This is a genomic window from Dyella ginsengisoli LA-4 (assembly GCF_000334915.1).
In the GTDB taxonomy this organism is placed as follows: Bacteria; Pseudomonadota; Gammaproteobacteria; order Xanthomonadales; family Rhodanobacteraceae; genus Dyella_A; species Dyella_A ginsengisoli_A.
On the sequence record NZ_AMSF01000015.1, the window covers coordinates 296,221 to 311,642 of the forward strand.

The following is a 15,422-nucleotide window of genomic DNA, read 5'->3' on the forward strand; positions in this document are numbered from 1 at the left end:
GCCAGATCCGTGGATGGGGAGCGGACATTATCGGTGCGAACGAAGGTGCACCGCGAACCCGGCCCTGAAGACGGGCATAAAAAAACCCCGGAGCGCCAGGGGAGGGGCGGGCCGGGGTTTGTCAGGTCGGCGATCCGGGGGAGGAAGGGGCCGACCCCTCAGCGGTCCGATGCACTGGCCCGCCTCTTGTCGCCGTCTCGGCGATACGACCCTTTAGTGCGGATCGCCCCACCGAAGTTCAAGGCAGCCGGGGAGCGGAAAAAGCATTCATTCAGCTTTGCCGGGTCACTGGCGGAAAAGCCTTTTACATCAGATCCTTCGGCCAGGGCCATGGCCGGGCAATCATGTTTTTCCGGCGCCCGGGACGCTTCCCTGCCGGGCGAGCGCCTGAAGCCTGGCCAGGCGCTGCGCCGATGCCAGGCGTCCGATGGCGGCAACCGCCCGGTAGAACGCCGGCCACTGGTGGTCCACCCGGGCAAACAGCACCGCGAAGGCGCCGGTCCACTGGTCATAGAGTCCGAACGGCAGCAGCCGGGCGTTGTTGATCGGCGCGGCCACCCAGGCGTCGTAGCGCCGGTCGCCCGGGAAGTCGCGGTCGCGCCACGCCGCGTAGTCGCGCCGGAACGCCGCGATGTCGGCCTGCTTGCGCCGCTCCATCGCCGCGGCATCGCCCGGCCGCGCATAGTCCTGGCGCAGTCGCTCGCGCAGGGACAGCACCAGCACGGTGAAACCGTGCTCCATCGCCTGCCCGCGACCATCCGGCGGCGGCAGGCCCCGGGACGCTCGCCACTGGCGCAGTCCCTCGTGCTCGACGAAGGTGGCGAACGACTCGTTGAATGCCGTATCACCCTTGACGTAGACCTGCTGGTGCGCCAACTCGTGGAACAGCGTGCCGGCCAGTTCGTCGTCGTCCCAGCGCATCATCGAGCTGAGGATCGGATCGGCGAACCAGCCCAGGGTCGAATAGGCCGGCACCGGCGACAGCCACACGTCCAACCCCTGCACTCTCAGCATCGCCGCGCGCTGTTGCGCCAGCGCCTCGCGGAAGTAGCCGCGGTAGGCCACGCATCCGGCAACGGGGAAACACTGCGGCACAGCCTCCACCGAGAAGCGTGGTGCGGCAAAGACGTTCCAGGCCACATAGGGCCGGTCCAGCGCTACATAGCTGGTATAGCTGCGGTTGTCCGGCAGATCGAGATGGTCCGAGGCGAAGCGGCGCGCCTGCTCCGCCAGCTCCAGACGCCGCGCCAACGCAGGCGGGGTACGCGGATCCTCCAGCACCTTCGGAATCGATCGGCGTGCGAGCAACAGCGCCGCCTCGCCGTGCGCCACGTGACCGTAGTAGCGGACGGTAGCGCAGCCACCCAGAAGCACCGCCAGCCCCATGCCGGCCAGGCAGCGGCAGACCGACGTCCACCGGCGCCTCATCAGGGCGCCGGCACCGGAAGCGCCGATGGTGCCTCAGCGTCGCCGCTCATCCCGGCTCCGCCGCTGTTCATGCTGCGCGCCCGAATCGTGGCTTCGCTGCGGTGGCCGATAGGCGTGACCGCCGCCCGGACGTGGCCCGCCGTGACGACGGTCGCCATCGTGGTCCCAGTGCCCCCGATGGTCCTCACCGCGCCAGTGGTGGTCGTCACCGCGCCAGCGGTGGCCATCGTGGTCGTAACGCCGGTACCGAGAGCCGCCGTACCACGTGGTGCCGATACCCACGGTCACGCCGCCGGGGTAGTAACCATAGGGGTAATCGTAATAACCGTACCCGTAGGGCGCGTAATAGCCGTTGTCGTACACCGTGGTTGCGCGGCCGTAGTAGGCGCCGCCTCCGTCCGGACCCCGGACATAGCTGTAGCCCGGCGCCACGTAGCAACCAGCCAGCAGCGAGGTCGCCCCGACCAGCACGATTCCCAGCAGCATCTTCCTCATGACATGCCTCCGCGGACACGCCGCGCCGACTGCGCGGTAACACCACGCTAGTCCGTGGCGATGAATGCCTCCTGATCCTGCCTGGCTGGCGCCGGGCGGGGGACTCACAGGCCGCCGGGACGGAGCAGCGCCCCGATGAAATGCGAGAGCACGCGCGGCTCGATGATCAGGGTGAAAGCCACACCGTACGCTGCGCCCCACAGATGCGCGCTGTGGTTGATGTTGTCCTGCCCGCGCCGGTCCATGTAGATCGAATAGGCCGTGTAGAGCACTCCGTAAATGATCGCCGGCATCGGGATCACGAACACGTAGATGCGTGCCCACGGCGCCAGCAGGATGAAGGCGAACAGCACGGCAGACACCGCTCCCGACGCGCCCAGACTGCGGTAGCGCGCGTTGCTCCGGTTCTTCAGGTAGGTCGGCAGGATCGAGACCACCAGACCACCCATGTAGAACAGCAGGAATCCCAGCGAGCCGAGCCGGGCCGCAAAAAACTGCTCCATCAGCCGCCCGAAGAAAAACAGCGTCAGCATGTTGAACAGCAGATGGCCGAAGTCGGCATGCACCAGCCCATAGGTGACCAGCCGGTAGTACTCGCGGCTGCGCTGGATCGCCGGCGGCCACAGCAGCAGGTCGTCCATCAGCTTGCCGTTGTTGAGCGCCATGAAGGAGACCACGCAGGTCACGGCGAGGATGATGAGGGTGATCGTCATGGGTTCCGTCTGTGGATGAAGCGGCTCGCCATCTTGGCCGGAGCCGCGGCAGCTGTCGACCGCCCGCTATCATGGAGGGCTATCGCCCATTCTTGCGCTGCCGACGATGACCACATTCCGCTACCTGCACCTGGACGTGTTCGCCGCCCGCCGCGGCGGCGGCAATCACCTCGGCGTGGTGATCGATGCGGGTGGCTGGACCGACGCCGCCATGCAGGCCTTCGCCCGCTGGACCAACCTGGTCGAGACCACCTTCCTGCTGCCGCCGACCGACCCACAGGCCAGCTACCGCGTCCGCATGTTCACCCCCTACAGGGAAATCGACTTCGCCGGCCATCCGAGCGTAGGTAGCGCGCATGCGGCGCTGACCTGCGGACTGATCGAACCGCACGACGGCCTGCTTTGGCAGGAGTGCCGCGCAGGCCTACTGCCGATCCGGGTGGAAGACCACGACGGGCACCGTCAGTTGCTGCTTCGTTCGCCGGCAGCCGCGGTGCGCGAGTCCGGCGCCGATGCCCACCCACTGCTGCGCCCTGCCCTGGCCGGCGTGGCCAGCGGCCGGCTCGCGCCCGCACTGGTCGAGGGTGGACGCCGATGGTGGGTGGTCGAATGCGCGGACGAGGCTGCGTTGCGCCGATGGCAGCCGGATCACGCAGCGATCGGTGCGCTGGGCAAGGCCACCGACAGCATGGGCATCTGCGCCTTCGCACGCAGCGAAGCGGCCGGACACCAGCTCGTGGTGCGCGCGTTCGCCTCCGGCGCCGGCATCACCGAAGATCCCGCCTCCGGCGCCGCCAACGGCCTGCTTGCCGCCTGGCTGGTACAGGCCGAACCGCACGGCCCGCTGGCGCGCGGTTATGCAGTCAGCCAGGGGCGCGAAATCGGCTACGACGCGCGACTGCTCGTGCGCATCGACGACGATGGCGCGGTGTGGGTCGGTGGTCGCACGAACACGGTCGTCGACGGCCACCTGGCGTGGGATGCGAACACATGAGCGCCCCACAGATCTGGGTCGATGCCGACGCCTGCCCGGTGCCCGTGAAGGAGATCCTGTTCCGCGCCGCCGAGCGTACGCAGGTGCAGGTCACCCTGGTCGCCAACCAGGCGCTGCGCACGCCGCCCTCGCGTTTCGTGCGCAGCCTGCAGGTGGCAGGCGGCTTCGACGTGGCGGACAACGAGATCGTCGCGCGGGTCGCCGCGGGCGACCTGGTGGTGACGCAGGACATCCCGCTTGCTGCGCGGGTACTCGAAAAGGGGGCGCAGGCGGTGAATCCGCGCGGGGTACCCTTCACCCCCGACAGCATCGCCCAGCAGCTGTCGATGCGTAACTTCATGGAGGAGTTGCGCGGCGCCGGGGTGGATACCGGCGGACCGTCCGCCTTCCATCCGCGCGACCGCCAGGCGTTCGCCAACCAGCTCGACATCTGGCTCAACCGTCGCCCCTCGCGCTGAACGCCCGCCCGGTACCGGTAGGAGCCCGCTCGCGGGCGATGCTGTTGCTCCTGATCTAGACCTAAAGCAAAAGCATCGCCCGCGAGCGGGCTCCTACGCGTCGGCGTCGCTCAGACATCCTCGCCTCCGTCGAGGCCTGCCCGGCGCGCGGCGACCAGCGCCAGCGCGGACCAGTCCAGATCCTCGCCCCCGTGGGCCAGCGCGTCGAGGAGGCCGTCGCGCAGCACGCCGGCAAACGGCAGCGGCACCCGCCTGCCCTCGCCTGCGCTCAACGCCAGACCGACATCCTTGAGACCCAGCGGCATGGCGAAGCCGGCCGGGCTGAAACGCTGTTCGGCAATCAGCTTGCCGTAGCCCTGGTAGGCCGGCGCGGCGAACAGCGTGGAGGTCATCACTTCGAGAAAGTCGGCCGCGCCCACGCCATAGGCGCGGGTAAGCGTGGCGGCCTCGGCCATGCTTTCGATCGCCGAGGCGAGCATGAAGTTGCCAGCGATCTTCACCACGTTGGCGCGCACCGGATCCTCGCCCAGCGGCCAGGTCCTTGCCCCCATCGCATCAAGCAATGGCTGAACCTTCCCGATCGCGGCAGGCTTGCCCGCGGCCACGATATTGAGCTTCGCGGCAGCCGCCATGTCCGGACGCCCGAACACGGGAGCGGCCACGTAGTCGATGCCACGTGCCGCGTGCGCGGCGGCCAGTTCCTGCGCCAGCGCCACCGAGATGGTGGCGTGGTTGACGTGCACCGTGCCCGGATCCATCGCATCGAGCAGGCCGCTGCCCAGGAACACCGCGCGCACTGCCTGGTCGTTCGCCAGCATCGAGCACACGGCGTCACCCAGCACTGCGCGATCGGGCGTCCTGGCCAGCTTCGCACCCAGCGCCAGCAGCGGCTCGGCCGAGGCTTCCGAACGGTTCCAGACCGTGACGGCGTGACCGGCTGCGACCAGGTTGCTGGCCATGGCGCTGCCCATGGATCCCAGTCCGATGAATCCGACTTTCATGCAATGTGCTCCGCGGCGAATGCTCAAAAGGTGGATGAGACCACCACCGGCGTTCAGTGGACGCGAAGCCGGTAAGCGAAGGAAGCGCCAACCGGGGAAACGCAGCGTTTCTCAGCCGGCCACTTCGCCGGCCGCATGACCGGAGGCCCAGGCCCACTGGAAGTTGTAGCCACCGAGCCAGCCGGTGACGTCGACCACCTCGCCGATGAAATACAGGCCGGACACCCGTTTCGATTCCATCGTCGACGACGAGAGCTCGTTCGTGTCGACACCACCCAGGGTGACCTCGGCGGTGCGGTAGCCCTCGGTGCCACTGGCCACCATGGGCCAGTCGTGCAGCTGGCGACCGATGTCGACCAGTTCCGTCTCGCGGAACTGTCGCATCGGTTTGCTGGAAAACCACACCTCGCACAGCCGCTGCGCCAAGCGCTTGGGCAGCAGGTCACCCAACACATTCTTCAGTTCGGCCGCCGGACGCTCGCCACGCTGCGCCACCAGCCAGTCACCGATGTCGATCTCGGGCGAGAGGTCCAGGCGCAGGTCGTCGCCGGGTTGCCAGTAGCTGGAAATCTGCAGGATTGCCGGTCCGCTCACACCGCGATGGGTGAACAGCAGGCCGGCACGGAAGCTGCGCTTGCCCACGCGCGCCTCGCTCACCGGCAGCGCGACGCCGGCCAGGTCCTGATAGCGCTCCTGATGCTTGCCGCTGAGGGTCAGCGGTACCAACCCGGCCCGCACCGGCAACACCGTGTGACCGAACTGGCGCGCCAGCTCGTAGCCGAAGCCGGTGGCGCCCAGGCTGGGAATCGACAGGCCACCGGTGGCAACCACCAGCGAGGTCGCCTGCACCGGCCCCTCGGCTGTCTGGACGAGAAAACCCTCTTGTGACTTCGCCACCTGGGTCACCGCGCAATTGATGCGCACCTCCACGCCGGCCGCCGCGCACTCGTCCAACAGCATGCGCACGATCAGCTTGGACGACTCGTCGCAGAACAGCTGGCCGAGCTCTTTCTCGTGGTAGCGGATGCCGTGCTTCTCCACCAGCGCGATGAAGTCCCACGGCGTGTAACGCGCCAGCGCGGACTTGGCGAAGTGCGGGTTGGCGGAGAGGAAGTTGGCCGGCGTGGTGCCCAGGTTGGTGAAGTTGCAGCGCCCACCGCCCGACATCAGGATCTTCTTGCCCGCCCGGTTGGCGTGATCGACCACCCGCACGCGCTTGCCGCGCTGGCCGGCAGTGATGGCGCACATCAGCCCGGCCGCGCCCGCGCCGATCACCAGCACGTCGACCTTCATGGGCGAAGTCCCGGGAGCATGGACGGCAGAGTGAACGACGGAATCGGGTTATTGGACATGCATGCACTGGATTCCGGCTTGCGCCGGAATGACGGCAGAGGGAGGCGGCCGCGGATTATCCCACGCGCGACTGGCTTACACTCGCTCCTTTCCCGCAGCCCGAGATGTTGCCATGCCCTCATTCGACGTGGTCTCCGAAGTCGACAAGCACGAACTCACCAACGCCGTGGACCAGGCCAACCGCGAACTCACCACGCGCTTCGACTTCAAGGGCACGAACGCCAAGTTCGAGCTGGACGATTTCGTCATCACCGCCACCGGCGCCAGCGAGTTCCAGCTCAAGCAGATGCGCGACATCCTCACCACCCGCCTGGCCACCCGCAAGATCGACCTGCGTGCCCTGGAGACGGCCGATCCGGAAACCAACCTCGCCGGCTCGCGGCAGAAGATCACCGTCAAGCAGGGCATCGAGCAGGCTGCGGCAAAGAAACTGATCGCCGCGATCAAGGCCGCCAAGATCAAGGTCGAGGCACAGATCAACGGCGAGAAGCTGCGCGTCACCGGCAAGAAACGCGACGACCTGCAGGCCACCATGGCCCTGCTTCGGCAGACCGACGTCGGCGTGCCGTTGCAGTTCGACAATTTCCGCGACTGAGTCGGCCCTCAGGCCGCGCCGCGACGCCGCAACAACCGGCGCCCGATCCAGGGCGCCAGCGCCACCGCCACGCAGGCCATCGACACTGCCCACGACAGGATCTCCCACGGCAGCAGCGGGTGGGGATGGTCGCTCGCGATGCAGGCCACCAGTGCCCCGGTCAGCGCCGAGAAGAACTGCACCAGCTCCACCCAGTACAGCACCGGCACCGGCTGCAGCCGCAAGGGCAGCTGGACCTGGATCTGACGCCGGGCAAACCAGCCAGGTACGCGCAGCACCAGCTGCACCAGGAGAAGGGCGACGGCCACCTGGTAGAGCGTCGCGTGCCAAGGGACATGGATGCCATGGCGTTCGTCATGGCGGCAGGCGAATACCGCGAGCGTCACCAGCGCGTTGAACAGGACGAGACGTGCGACCCCGCGGCGCGATGCATACGGGATCACCCGCAGGCGGCCGTCACGCACCTCCGATGCCCTGGGCGGTAACCAGCGATAGCCCTCGCCGTCTTCGCCGACAATGCCGATCATGCGGCCGCCTCAGACCTGGCCAGCCACGATGTTCACCGTGACCGCGATGATGAACACGTTGAAGAAGAACGCGATCACGCTGTGCAGAAGCACGATGCGGCGGATTTCCCGACTGCTGATCTGCACGTCCGACACCTGGAACGTCATCCCGATCACGATCGAGAAATAGGCGAAATCCCAGTAGTCGGGCTGCCCCTTGCCGGGAAACTCCAGGCCCTGATGCTGGCTGCCGTAGTCACCGTAGAACCCGTGCGCGTAGTGCAGCGCAAACATCACGTTGATGAACAGCCAGGACAACACGATGCTCGCGCCCGCCACCACCAGCGACAGCACACCACCGCTCTTGGCCACGTGCAGTTCGGTGGCCAGTGCCACCATCACCACGGCGGTGATGCCGATGGAGCTCCACAGGATGCCCCAGCGTCCGGCATCCTGCAGTCGCGCCTGCTGGCGCATGCCGGCCGTGCTCGACCGGTTGAACATCAGCAGCATGCCGAGCAGGAATGTCACCGCGCCAAGGTCGAATCCCCCCAGCAGCGCGGGAGCCGGCGCCATGCCGCCGGCGTACAGGCACGCGGAGGCCAGCAGGAACACCCCTGTCGACAGGCTCAGCCGTGGACGCACGCGAAGCGAGCGCAGCGGACGCCAGCGCTTCGCCGGTGATTTCACGGGGTCATCGTTCATGGCATGCCCACACGACCAGGCTCATGCCAACAACCCGGCGACAGCGGCATGGCGATGCGCCCATGCCGCCGCGTAAGAGCAGGCCGGGCGGACCCGCCATCCCCGCCGCCCCGCCACCTCGAACGCAGCCGCAACCAGCGCGGCAGCCATGCCGAGCCCGCGCACGGCCGGAGGTACGCCTGTGTGGTCGATGGTCATCAACGGAGGCGACGCCTCTGTGTCCAGCAGATAGGTCAGGATGCCGCGATGACCGTCATGCACGGTCTCGAACAGGCAGGCATCCTCATCGTGCTTGACCGCAAATCCCTCTGACATGGCCTCTCCCGGCAGTCGGTGCACCAAGCATACGACCGGCGCGGTCGGCCGGCCGCACGTCGCGAGGGAACGGCAGGCGCAACATGTTGCCCGGTCAGCCGGCAGTTAGCGACTGCTCGCCCGGGGACCCGCCGGACGGGTCGATGATCCCCGGGTCCCTGGGCATCCCATCAGGGCGCCTCGATACGCGCAAGCCGCATTGCTCAAGCCACCTGGCGCGCAGCCTGCCGGCGTGCGCGCACCGCATCGGCCAGCCGGGCCAGCACCTCGACCGAGCGATCCCAGTCGATGCAGCCGTCGGTAATGCTCTGGCCATAGGTCAGCGACTCGCCCGGCACCAGATCCTGGCGACCGGCCACCAGATGGCTCTCCACCATAACCCCGATGATGCGCGACTCGCCTGCGGCGATCTGGCCAGCGATGTCGGCGACCACGGACGGCTGGTTCTCCGGCTTCTTGCTGCTGTTGGCGTGGCTGGCGTCGATCATCAGCCGCGGCACCAGTCCGTTCTTGCCGATCGCCGCGCACGCCGCCCCGACACTGGCCGCATCGTAGTTCGGTGCGCTGCCGCCACGCAGGATCACGTGACAGTCGCCGTTGCCGGCCGTGGTGGCGATGGCGGTGCGACCGTCCTTGGTCACGGCCAGGAAATGATGCGGCTGCGAGGCGGCCACCACGGCGTCCACCGCGATCTTCACGTTGCCGTCGGTGCCGTTCTTGAAGCCCACCGGACACGACAGACCCGAGGCCAGCTCGCGGTGCACCTGGCTTTCGGTGGTGCGCGCGCCGATCGCCCCCCAGCTCACCAGGTCGGCGATGTACTGCGGCGTGATCATGTCGAGGAACTCGCAGCCGGCCGGCACGCCCAGCTCGTTGATGCCGATCAGCAGGCCGCGCGCCAGCCGCAGGCCGCGATCGATGCGGAAGCTGCCGTCCAGGTCCGGATCGTTGATCAGCCCCTTCCAGCCCACCGTGGTGCGCGGCTTCTCGAAATACACGCGCATCACGATCTCCAGCGCGTCGGCGTGCTTTTCGCGCTCGACGGCCAGGCGCTGGGCGTATTCGATGGCGGCCCGGGTGTCGTGGATGGAGCACGGGCCAATCACCACGGCGAGGCGATCGTCACGTCCCTGCAGGATGGCGTGCAGCCGCTCCCGGCTGCGGGCGACGGTGCGGTGTGCGGCTTCCGGATCGGCGCAGTCGCCGATCACTTCGGCGGGTGTGGACAGGCGCTTCAGCTCGCGGATGCGCAGGTCGTCGGTAACGGTGCTCATGGTGCGGGTCCTCGTGTCGGAGTTCCGGGCGACCATGAAAAAAGCCGCCAGGGTTGGGCTGGCGGCTTTCAGGATTCGGTGGGATCGGTGTTCTGCTTACGATCGCGCCCCTGGCTCCGCCTGTGGCCTCGGATAGCCATAAAACCAAGCAAACCAGCGGGCGGTGCGAATCGTCATGTGGCTAGGGATACCACAACCGACGGCCGATGCAAACGTCGGAAATGGCATAAGCGCGGCCCCGCCACTGGCCGGGAGGCGGACACGCATTGCCGCAAGCGCCCGCCGGCACTCGACGGCGCCGCTAAGATGCATGCCATGCCTACCGCCCTGCACCTCGTCACGCGACCGGCCCAGGCGGCGATCCGCCGCTGGGTGGCGGGCGCGTTCCCGCGCAACGGTGGCGGTACGGTCGACTACGACGCGCCGGTGGGCGATCCCGGCCTGTTCGATCCGGACGGCGCCACCTGGCGCATCCATGCCGACTTCCCCGGCATGCTCGCCGGCGGCCTGGCCGCGCTGATGCTGCAGACGCTGCATCCGCTGGCGCTGGCGGGGGTGTGGGATCACTCCAACTTCCGCGAGGATCTGCTCGGCCGGCTGCGCCGGACGACCACCTTCGTCGGCGGCACCACCTACGCGCCCCGCGCGTCGGCGCAGGCATTGATCGAACGCGTGCGGCATATCCACGATCGCGTCCGCGGCACCACCGAGGATGGCCGCCCCTACGATGCCAACGACCCGGCCCTGCTCACCTGGGTCCACGTGACCGAGGCCTACAGCTTCCTGCAGGGCTACCGCAGATACAGTCACATCGACCTGCCGGGCGGAGCGGCCGACCGCTACTTCGACGAGTGCCGCCGGGTGGCCGAAGCGCTGGGGGCGCGGGATGTGCCGCGCAGCGAGGCCGAGGTCGACGCCTACTTCCGCGCCGTGCGCCCCACGCTGGCCTACACCGAACGCACCCGCACCGTGCTGGACATCCTGGCCCAGGTACGGTTGCCGGTGCCGGTCGCCTCGCTGTCGCGCGACGTGTTCCTGCACGCAGGGGCCGCGCTGTTGCCCGAATGGGCGGTCCGGATGCTGCGGAGGACCCCGGCCCAGCGGGCCAGGGCACGGATGGCCGCGCATGCGCTGTGGTCGATGGCGCCGGTATTCCGGCTGGCCCTGACCGAGGGCATCGCCGCGCATGCGTGCCGCCGGGTCGGGCGCGACCCACGCGAACTGCATCGCTGGTGACCGGTGCTCCCGCCCGGACTCAGGCGGCGGTCTCCCCCGACATCACGCGATTGCGCCCGGCCCGCTTGGCCGCATAGAGCGCGGCATCGGCACGACGGCGCAGCACGGTCATGTCCCATCCGCCCGGCCCGGCCACGGCAGTACCGATCGACACCGTGAGACGGACCGGTTCGCCGTTGATCACCAGCGGGGAGTTCTCGACCGTGGCGCGGATGCGCTCGGCCAGCGCCAGCAGACCGGCCTCGTCGACGCCCGGCGACAGCACCAGAAACTCCTCGCCACCGACCCGGCCGACGATGTCGCCGCTGCGAAGCATGCTCTGGATGTGGCCGACCAGGGCCTGCAGGACCTTGTCGCCGCCATCGTGGCCGAAGCGATCGTTGATGTACTTGAAGTGGTCCGCGTCGAGCAGCAGCACGCCGACCGAGCCTCGCCACCCCCTGGCTTCGGCCAGCATCCGGTCGGAGGCCTCGCCCATCGCCCGCCGGTTGGCCACGCCGGTCAGTGGATCGATCCGCGCCAGGTCGTGCAGCTCGCGACGCAGGATCTCGTTGTAGAGCAGCAGGAAGCCGATGCTGGCGAACAGCGGCTGCATGCCCGACAGCAGCACGTAGAACACGTTCACCGGCGTCGGCGTGGCCACCTGGTCGGGCGGGTGGGAGCCCAACCACAGCGAACCGTTGCGCCACAGCAGCAGGGCCAGCTCCAGCAGGTAGACCCACAACAGCACGCATCGGGCACGCGTGTCGCGATCCCGGCAACCGCCGCGCAAGGCCTCGACGTTGAGCAGCACGTTGCCCAGGATCGCGCACGATCCCCACAGCACGCGCAGCCGGTAGTCGGGGTAGACCGCACCCAGCCAGGAAACGCCGGCCCAGCCGAGGAAACCGATCGTCGCCGCCGTCTTCAGCCGCAGCGGCTCGCCGAGCAGCTGGCGGATGGCCACCACCACCATGCCCTGGGCGAGCAGGTTGAGGGCGTTGCCTCCGACCACCAGCGCGGAGGGGGAGATGAACGCCTGCAAGGCCAGCAGGCCGTAGCCGGAGGCCTCCACCGCCAGCGCGAGCGCGCGCAGCCGTATCGCCGCCAGCGCCCGGTCGTTGCCGCTGTGGGTTCCCACCCAGAGCATGAGACCCAGCGCCAGGGCCTGCACCGCATTGAGCAGAGACAGTGTTTCGACTTGAACCGGCATCCCCTCTCCCCGCCCGACTGGCCTCATATGCCGCCGCATCGCACGGCGCGATAGTACCTGCCGGGCCTGCCTCCGTGCACGGCGTCGCCCCCCCGGAACGCATCCAGGGCTTTGACAGTCCGCGGGGATTGGCTACTTTCGCCGCGGAGACACTCACCGGACCCCGGATGGCCACGCTCATTCCTTCCCGCAACAGCTGCCTGCCGCGCATGACCGGCGGCGAGAAACGCGTCTCCGAGCGCCTGGAGCAGAAGCTCGAGGACGACTACCTGATCTGGTACGACGTCCCGGTCGGCCCCAAGCAGCGCCATCCCGACTTCGTCATCGTGCATCCGCGCCGCGGCCTGCTGGTGCTGGAGGTGAAGGACTGGAAGGCCGAGACCCTGCAGCAGGTCGACAGCACCCAGGTCACCCTGCTCACCGACCGCGGCACGGTGAAGGAAAACAACCCGCTGCTGCAGGCACGCGCCTATGCGCTGGAGATCGGCGTGGCGCTGCAGAAGGATCCGGCGCTGCACTTCCCGCCGGGCCATCGCCACGCCGGCAAGCTGGTGATGCCGTGGGGCTGGGGCGTGGTGCTGGCCAACATCAGTCGCAAGCAGTTCGACGAAGGCGGACTGGACGCGGTGCTGCCATCACACCTGGTGATCTGCCGCGACGAGATCTACGAGTCGGTGGAAGCCGAGGCGTTCCAGGAGCGGCTGTGGGCGATGTTCCCGCAGGTGTTCCCGGTGGCGCTCACCCTGCCCCAGCTCGACCGCGTGCGCTGGCACCTGTTCCCGGAGCTGCGCGTCGATCCGGGCTCGGGCCAGTTCGGCCTGTTCCCGGCCCAGGCGGATGAGCCGGGCAAGGCGATCGAGATCCCCGAACTGGTCAAGGTGATGGACGCGCAGCAGGAGCAGCTGGCGCGTTCGCTGGGCGATGGCCATCGCCTGATCCATGGCGTGGCCGGCTCGGGCAAGACGATGATCCTCGGCTTCCGCGCGCTGCAGCTGGCTCGGACCATGGCCAAGCCGATCCTGGTGCTCTGCTACAACAAGACCCTGGCCGGACGGCTGGACCAGCTGGTCGGCGAGCGCGGCCTGTCGGACAAGGTGCAGGTCTACAACTTCCACCGCTGGTGCCGGCAGATGCTCACCGCCTACCACGTCGACCTGCCGACGAAGGAAGGCAAGAGCACCGACGACTTTTTCGCCGAGATGGTCGAACGGGTGATCGCCGGGGTCGACCGCGGACAGATCCCGCGCTTCCAGTACGGCGCCGTGCTGGTGGACGAAGGCCACGACTTCGAGCCGGACTGGTACAAGCTGATCGTGCAGATGGTCGACCCCAGCACCAACTCGCTGCTGGTGCTGTACGACGACGCGCAGAACATCTACGGCCGCGACGACCGCCGCAAGTTCACCTGGAAGGAACTGGGCGTGCAGGCGCAGGGCCGCACCACCATCCTCAAGCTCAACTACCGCAACACGCTGGAGATCCTCTCGGTCGCCCGTGGCTTTGCCAGCGACCTGCTGATCGAGCGGATCGGCGAGGACGACGGCGTGCCGCTGATCGCGCCGCAAAGCGCCGGCCGCCGCGGCCCGGTGCCCGAGCTGATCCGCACCGACACTGCCGGCGACCAGCTCACCGTGCTGATCCAGTGCCTGCGCGACGAGGCGGCCCATGGCCGGCCGCTGTCGGACATGGCGGTGATCTTCCGCAACCAGTGGGAGGGCGAGAAGCTGCACGAGGCGCTCAAGCGCGAGGGTATCGCCAGCCGGCTGGCCGAAGGCGATGGCAAGCGCGCACTGTTCCTGGTCGAGGATGCCGTGCGGCTGGTCACCATGCACTCGAGCAAGGGCCTGGAGTTCCCGGTGGTGTTCATCCCCGGCCTCGGATCGCTGCCCAAGCCCGGCAAGGACGAGGCCGAGGAGGCCCGCCTGCTCTACGTGGCGATGACCCGTGCGACCGAACGACTGGTGCTGATCCACCACGAGGACTCGATATTCAGCCAGCGCATCCGCAACGCGATCAACGAGGTGCAGGGACAGCTGCAGGCGCTGGAGTGAACCGGCGCAACGCCCCGCGGCCCGGGGATTCCCCCGACCTGTGTGCACCGGACACCGCTTGGACTGCCCCGCTGCACACCCCACTTCGGCGGTATCGCCAAACGCAGGAGCCGTGATGACCCGCTTTGACCTCACCCCGCCCACCGACGCCCAGCGCGAGGCGATCACCGCCGGACTGACACCGGACGAGTGCCGCGTGCTGCTGCAACACGGCACCGAGGCGGCGTTCTGCGGCGTGTTCCTGGACAACAAGAAGGACGGCGTCTACACCTGCCGCTTCTGCGGGCTGCCGCTGTTCCGCTCCAACGCCAAGTTCGATTCCGGCACCGGCTGGCCGAGCTTTTTCGCCCCCTACGACGACGCCCACCTGCGCTACATCCGCGACACCAGCTACGGCATGGTGCGTACCGAGGAAGTCTGCGCCCGCTGCGGCAGCCACCTCGGCCACGTGTTCCCGGACGGTCCGCCGCCCACCGGCCTGCGTCACTGCCTGAATTCGGTGGCGCTGGATTTCACCGAACAGGACGACGCCCTGCCAGACCTGCTGCAACGGGGCGCACCGGAAGGCCTGCCTGACGCAGGCTGAGCCGGTGCGGACCGCACGGCCGGCTACACTCCCAAATCGCTCTCACCTACAGGATCAACCATGCGCCGACTGCTCTGCCTGCTTCCGCTCCTGCTCACCGCCTGCTCGTCGCAGCACGCCGCACCCGCCGCCGACATCCCCGCGATGCAGAGCATCGACACCGTGGTCGGCACCGGCCCGGTGGCCAAGGCCGGTGACACGGTGGAGGTGAACTACACCGGCTGGCTGTACGACCCGAAGGCACCGGACCATCACGGCAAGAAGTTCGACGCCTCGCAGGACCACGGTGGCACCCTCACCTTCCCGCTCGGCGCCGGGCAGGTGATCAAGGGCTGGGACGAGGGCGTGGCCGGCATGCACGTGGGCGGCAAGCGCACGCTGCTGATCCCCTCGTCGATGGGCTACGGCAGTCGCGGCGCGGCTGGCGCGATCCCACCGAACGCCGCGCTGGTGTTCGACGTGGAGCTGGTCAGCATCAAGTGATCGCGATGGCCCCGGCCGGATCGGCCGGGGCCATGAC

The 15,422-nt window shown here is 68.3% G+C and carries 17 protein-coding genes; 7 read left to right on the forward strand and 10 right to left on the reverse strand.

All coding sequences use genetic code 11. The annotated features are described in order from the left end of the window. Positions 1-342 precede the first annotated feature (342 nt). The 3 genes from C693_RS0104050 to C693_RS0104060 all read right to left on the reverse strand — a co-directional run bounded on the left by C693_RS0104050 (position 343) and on the right by C693_RS0104060 (position 2,636). Entirely contained in the window at positions 343-1,428 is a 1,086-nt protein-coding gene (locus tag C693_RS0104050; RefSeq protein ID WP_241762626.1) for an aminopeptidase, read from the reverse strand. 33 nt (positions 1,429-1,461) lie between these two features. Then, positions 1,462-1,923: a hypothetical protein gene (locus C693_RS0104055; RefSeq protein ID WP_017460974.1), complete on the reverse strand. Its 462-nt coding sequence runs from the start codon at positions 1,921-1,923 to the stop codon at positions 1,462-1,464. Between the two features lie 104 nt (positions 1,924-2,027). Beyond that, positions 2,028-2,636 carry a rhomboid family intramembrane serine protease gene (locus C693_RS0104060; RefSeq protein ID WP_017460975.1) on the reverse strand — a complete coding sequence of 203 codons (609 nt, stop codon included), beginning with the start codon at positions 2,634-2,636 and terminating at the stop codon, positions 2,028-2,030. 106 nt (positions 2,637-2,742) lie between these two features. On the opposite strand from C693_RS0104060, the gene C693_RS0104065 reads away from it, so the two are divergent. Both C693_RS0104065 and C693_RS0104070 read left to right on the forward strand, forming a co-directional pair. Then, positions 2,743-3,630 carry a PhzF family phenazine biosynthesis protein gene (locus C693_RS0104065; RefSeq protein WP_017460976.1) on the forward strand — a complete coding sequence of 296 codons (888 nt, stop codon included), beginning with the start codon at positions 2,743-2,745 and terminating at the stop codon, positions 3,628-3,630. Next, entirely contained in the window at positions 3,627-4,088 is a 462-nt protein-coding gene (locus C693_RS0104070) for a YaiI/YqxD family protein (protein WP_017460977.1), read from the forward strand. The genes C693_RS0104065 and C693_RS0104070 overlap by 4 nt, the downstream gene beginning before the upstream one ends. A 110-nt stretch (positions 4,089-4,198) precedes the next feature. Here C693_RS0104070 and C693_RS0104075 read toward each other — a convergent pair whose 3' ends face one another. Together C693_RS0104075 and C693_RS0104080 are read right to left on the reverse strand one after the other, a co-directional pair. Beyond that, positions 4,199-5,089, reverse strand: coding sequence for an NAD(P)-dependent oxidoreductase (locus C693_RS0104075; protein WP_017460978.1), 891 nt, complete (start codon positions 5,087-5,089; stop codon positions 4,199-4,201). A 111-nt stretch (positions 5,090-5,200) separates the two neighbouring features. Next, the gene (locus C693_RS0104080; RefSeq protein ID WP_017460979.1) at positions 5,201-6,382 is read right to left on the reverse strand and encodes an NAD(P)/FAD-dependent oxidoreductase; all 1,182 of its coding nucleotides are present in this window, start codon (positions 6,380-6,382) and stop codon (positions 5,201-5,203) included. Between the two features lie 172 nt (positions 6,383-6,554). Between C693_RS0104080 and C693_RS0104085 the strand changes: the two genes are divergently transcribed. Continuing rightward, complete coding sequence (locus C693_RS0104085) at positions 6,555-7,037, forward strand: YajQ family cyclic di-GMP-binding protein (RefSeq protein WP_017460980.1); 483 nt, start codon at positions 6,555-6,557, stop codon at positions 7,035-7,037. An 8-nt stretch (positions 7,038-7,045) separates the two neighbouring features. Here the strand turns inward: C693_RS0104085 and C693_RS0104090 are convergent, their stop codons facing one another. From C693_RS0104090 to C693_RS0104105, 4 genes are all read right to left on the reverse strand, one after another. After that, complete coding sequence (locus tag C693_RS0104090) at positions 7,046-7,564, reverse strand: hypothetical protein (RefSeq protein ID WP_017460981.1); 519 nt, start codon at positions 7,562-7,564, stop codon at positions 7,046-7,048. A 9-nt stretch (positions 7,565-7,573) separates the two neighbouring features. Continuing rightward, complete coding sequence (locus tag C693_RS0104095) at positions 7,574-8,233, reverse strand: DUF1345 domain-containing protein (protein ID WP_017460982.1); 660 nt, start codon at positions 8,231-8,233, stop codon at positions 7,574-7,576. 36 nt (positions 8,234-8,269) lie between these two features. Beyond that, entirely contained in the window at positions 8,270-8,563 is a 294-nt protein-coding gene (locus C693_RS0104100) for a GNAT family N-acetyltransferase (RefSeq protein ID WP_017460983.1), read from the reverse strand. Positions 8,564-8,766: 203 nt separating this feature from the next. After that, positions 8,767-9,837 carry a 3-deoxy-7-phosphoheptulonate synthase gene (locus C693_RS0104105; protein ID WP_017460984.1) on the reverse strand — a complete coding sequence of 357 codons (1,071 nt, stop codon included), beginning with the start codon at positions 9,835-9,837 and terminating at the stop codon, positions 8,767-8,769. Positions 9,838-10,152: 315 nt separating this feature from the next. On the opposite strand from C693_RS0104105, the gene C693_RS0104110 reads away from it, so the two are divergent. Next, positions 10,153-11,073 carry an oxygenase MpaB family protein gene (locus C693_RS0104110; protein ID WP_026107170.1) on the forward strand — a complete coding sequence of 307 codons (921 nt, stop codon included), beginning with the start codon at positions 10,153-10,155 and terminating at the stop codon, positions 11,071-11,073. A gap of 19 nt (positions 11,074-11,092) precedes the next feature. Here C693_RS0104110 and C693_RS22525 read toward each other — a convergent pair whose 3' ends face one another. After that, a complete protein-coding gene (locus C693_RS22525) occupies positions 11,093-12,265 on the reverse strand; it encodes a GGDEF domain-containing protein (RefSeq protein ID WP_017460986.1) in 1,173 nt (390 codons plus the stop codon). Positions 12,266-12,432: 167 nt separating this feature from the next. On the opposite strand from C693_RS22525, the gene C693_RS0104120 reads away from it, so the two are divergent. The 3 genes from C693_RS0104120 (at position 12,433) to C693_RS0104130 (ending at position 15,385) form a co-directional block, all read left to right on the forward strand. Then, positions 12,433-14,316, forward strand: a complete 1,884-nt coding sequence (locus C693_RS0104120; protein ID WP_017460987.1) for a 3'-5' exonuclease — start codon at positions 12,433-12,435, stop codon at positions 14,314-14,316. 115 nt (positions 14,317-14,431) lie between these two features. Beyond that, a complete protein-coding gene (msrB, locus tag C693_RS0104125) occupies positions 14,432-14,902 on the forward strand; it encodes a peptide-methionine (R)-S-oxide reductase MsrB (protein ID WP_017460988.1) in 471 nt (156 codons plus the stop codon). A gap of 60 nt (positions 14,903-14,962) precedes the next feature. Continuing rightward, positions 14,963-15,385, forward strand: coding sequence for an FKBP-type peptidyl-prolyl cis-trans isomerase (locus C693_RS0104130; RefSeq protein ID WP_017460989.1), 423 nt, complete (start codon positions 14,963-14,965; stop codon positions 15,383-15,385). Positions 15,386-15,422: the final 37 nt, after the last annotated feature.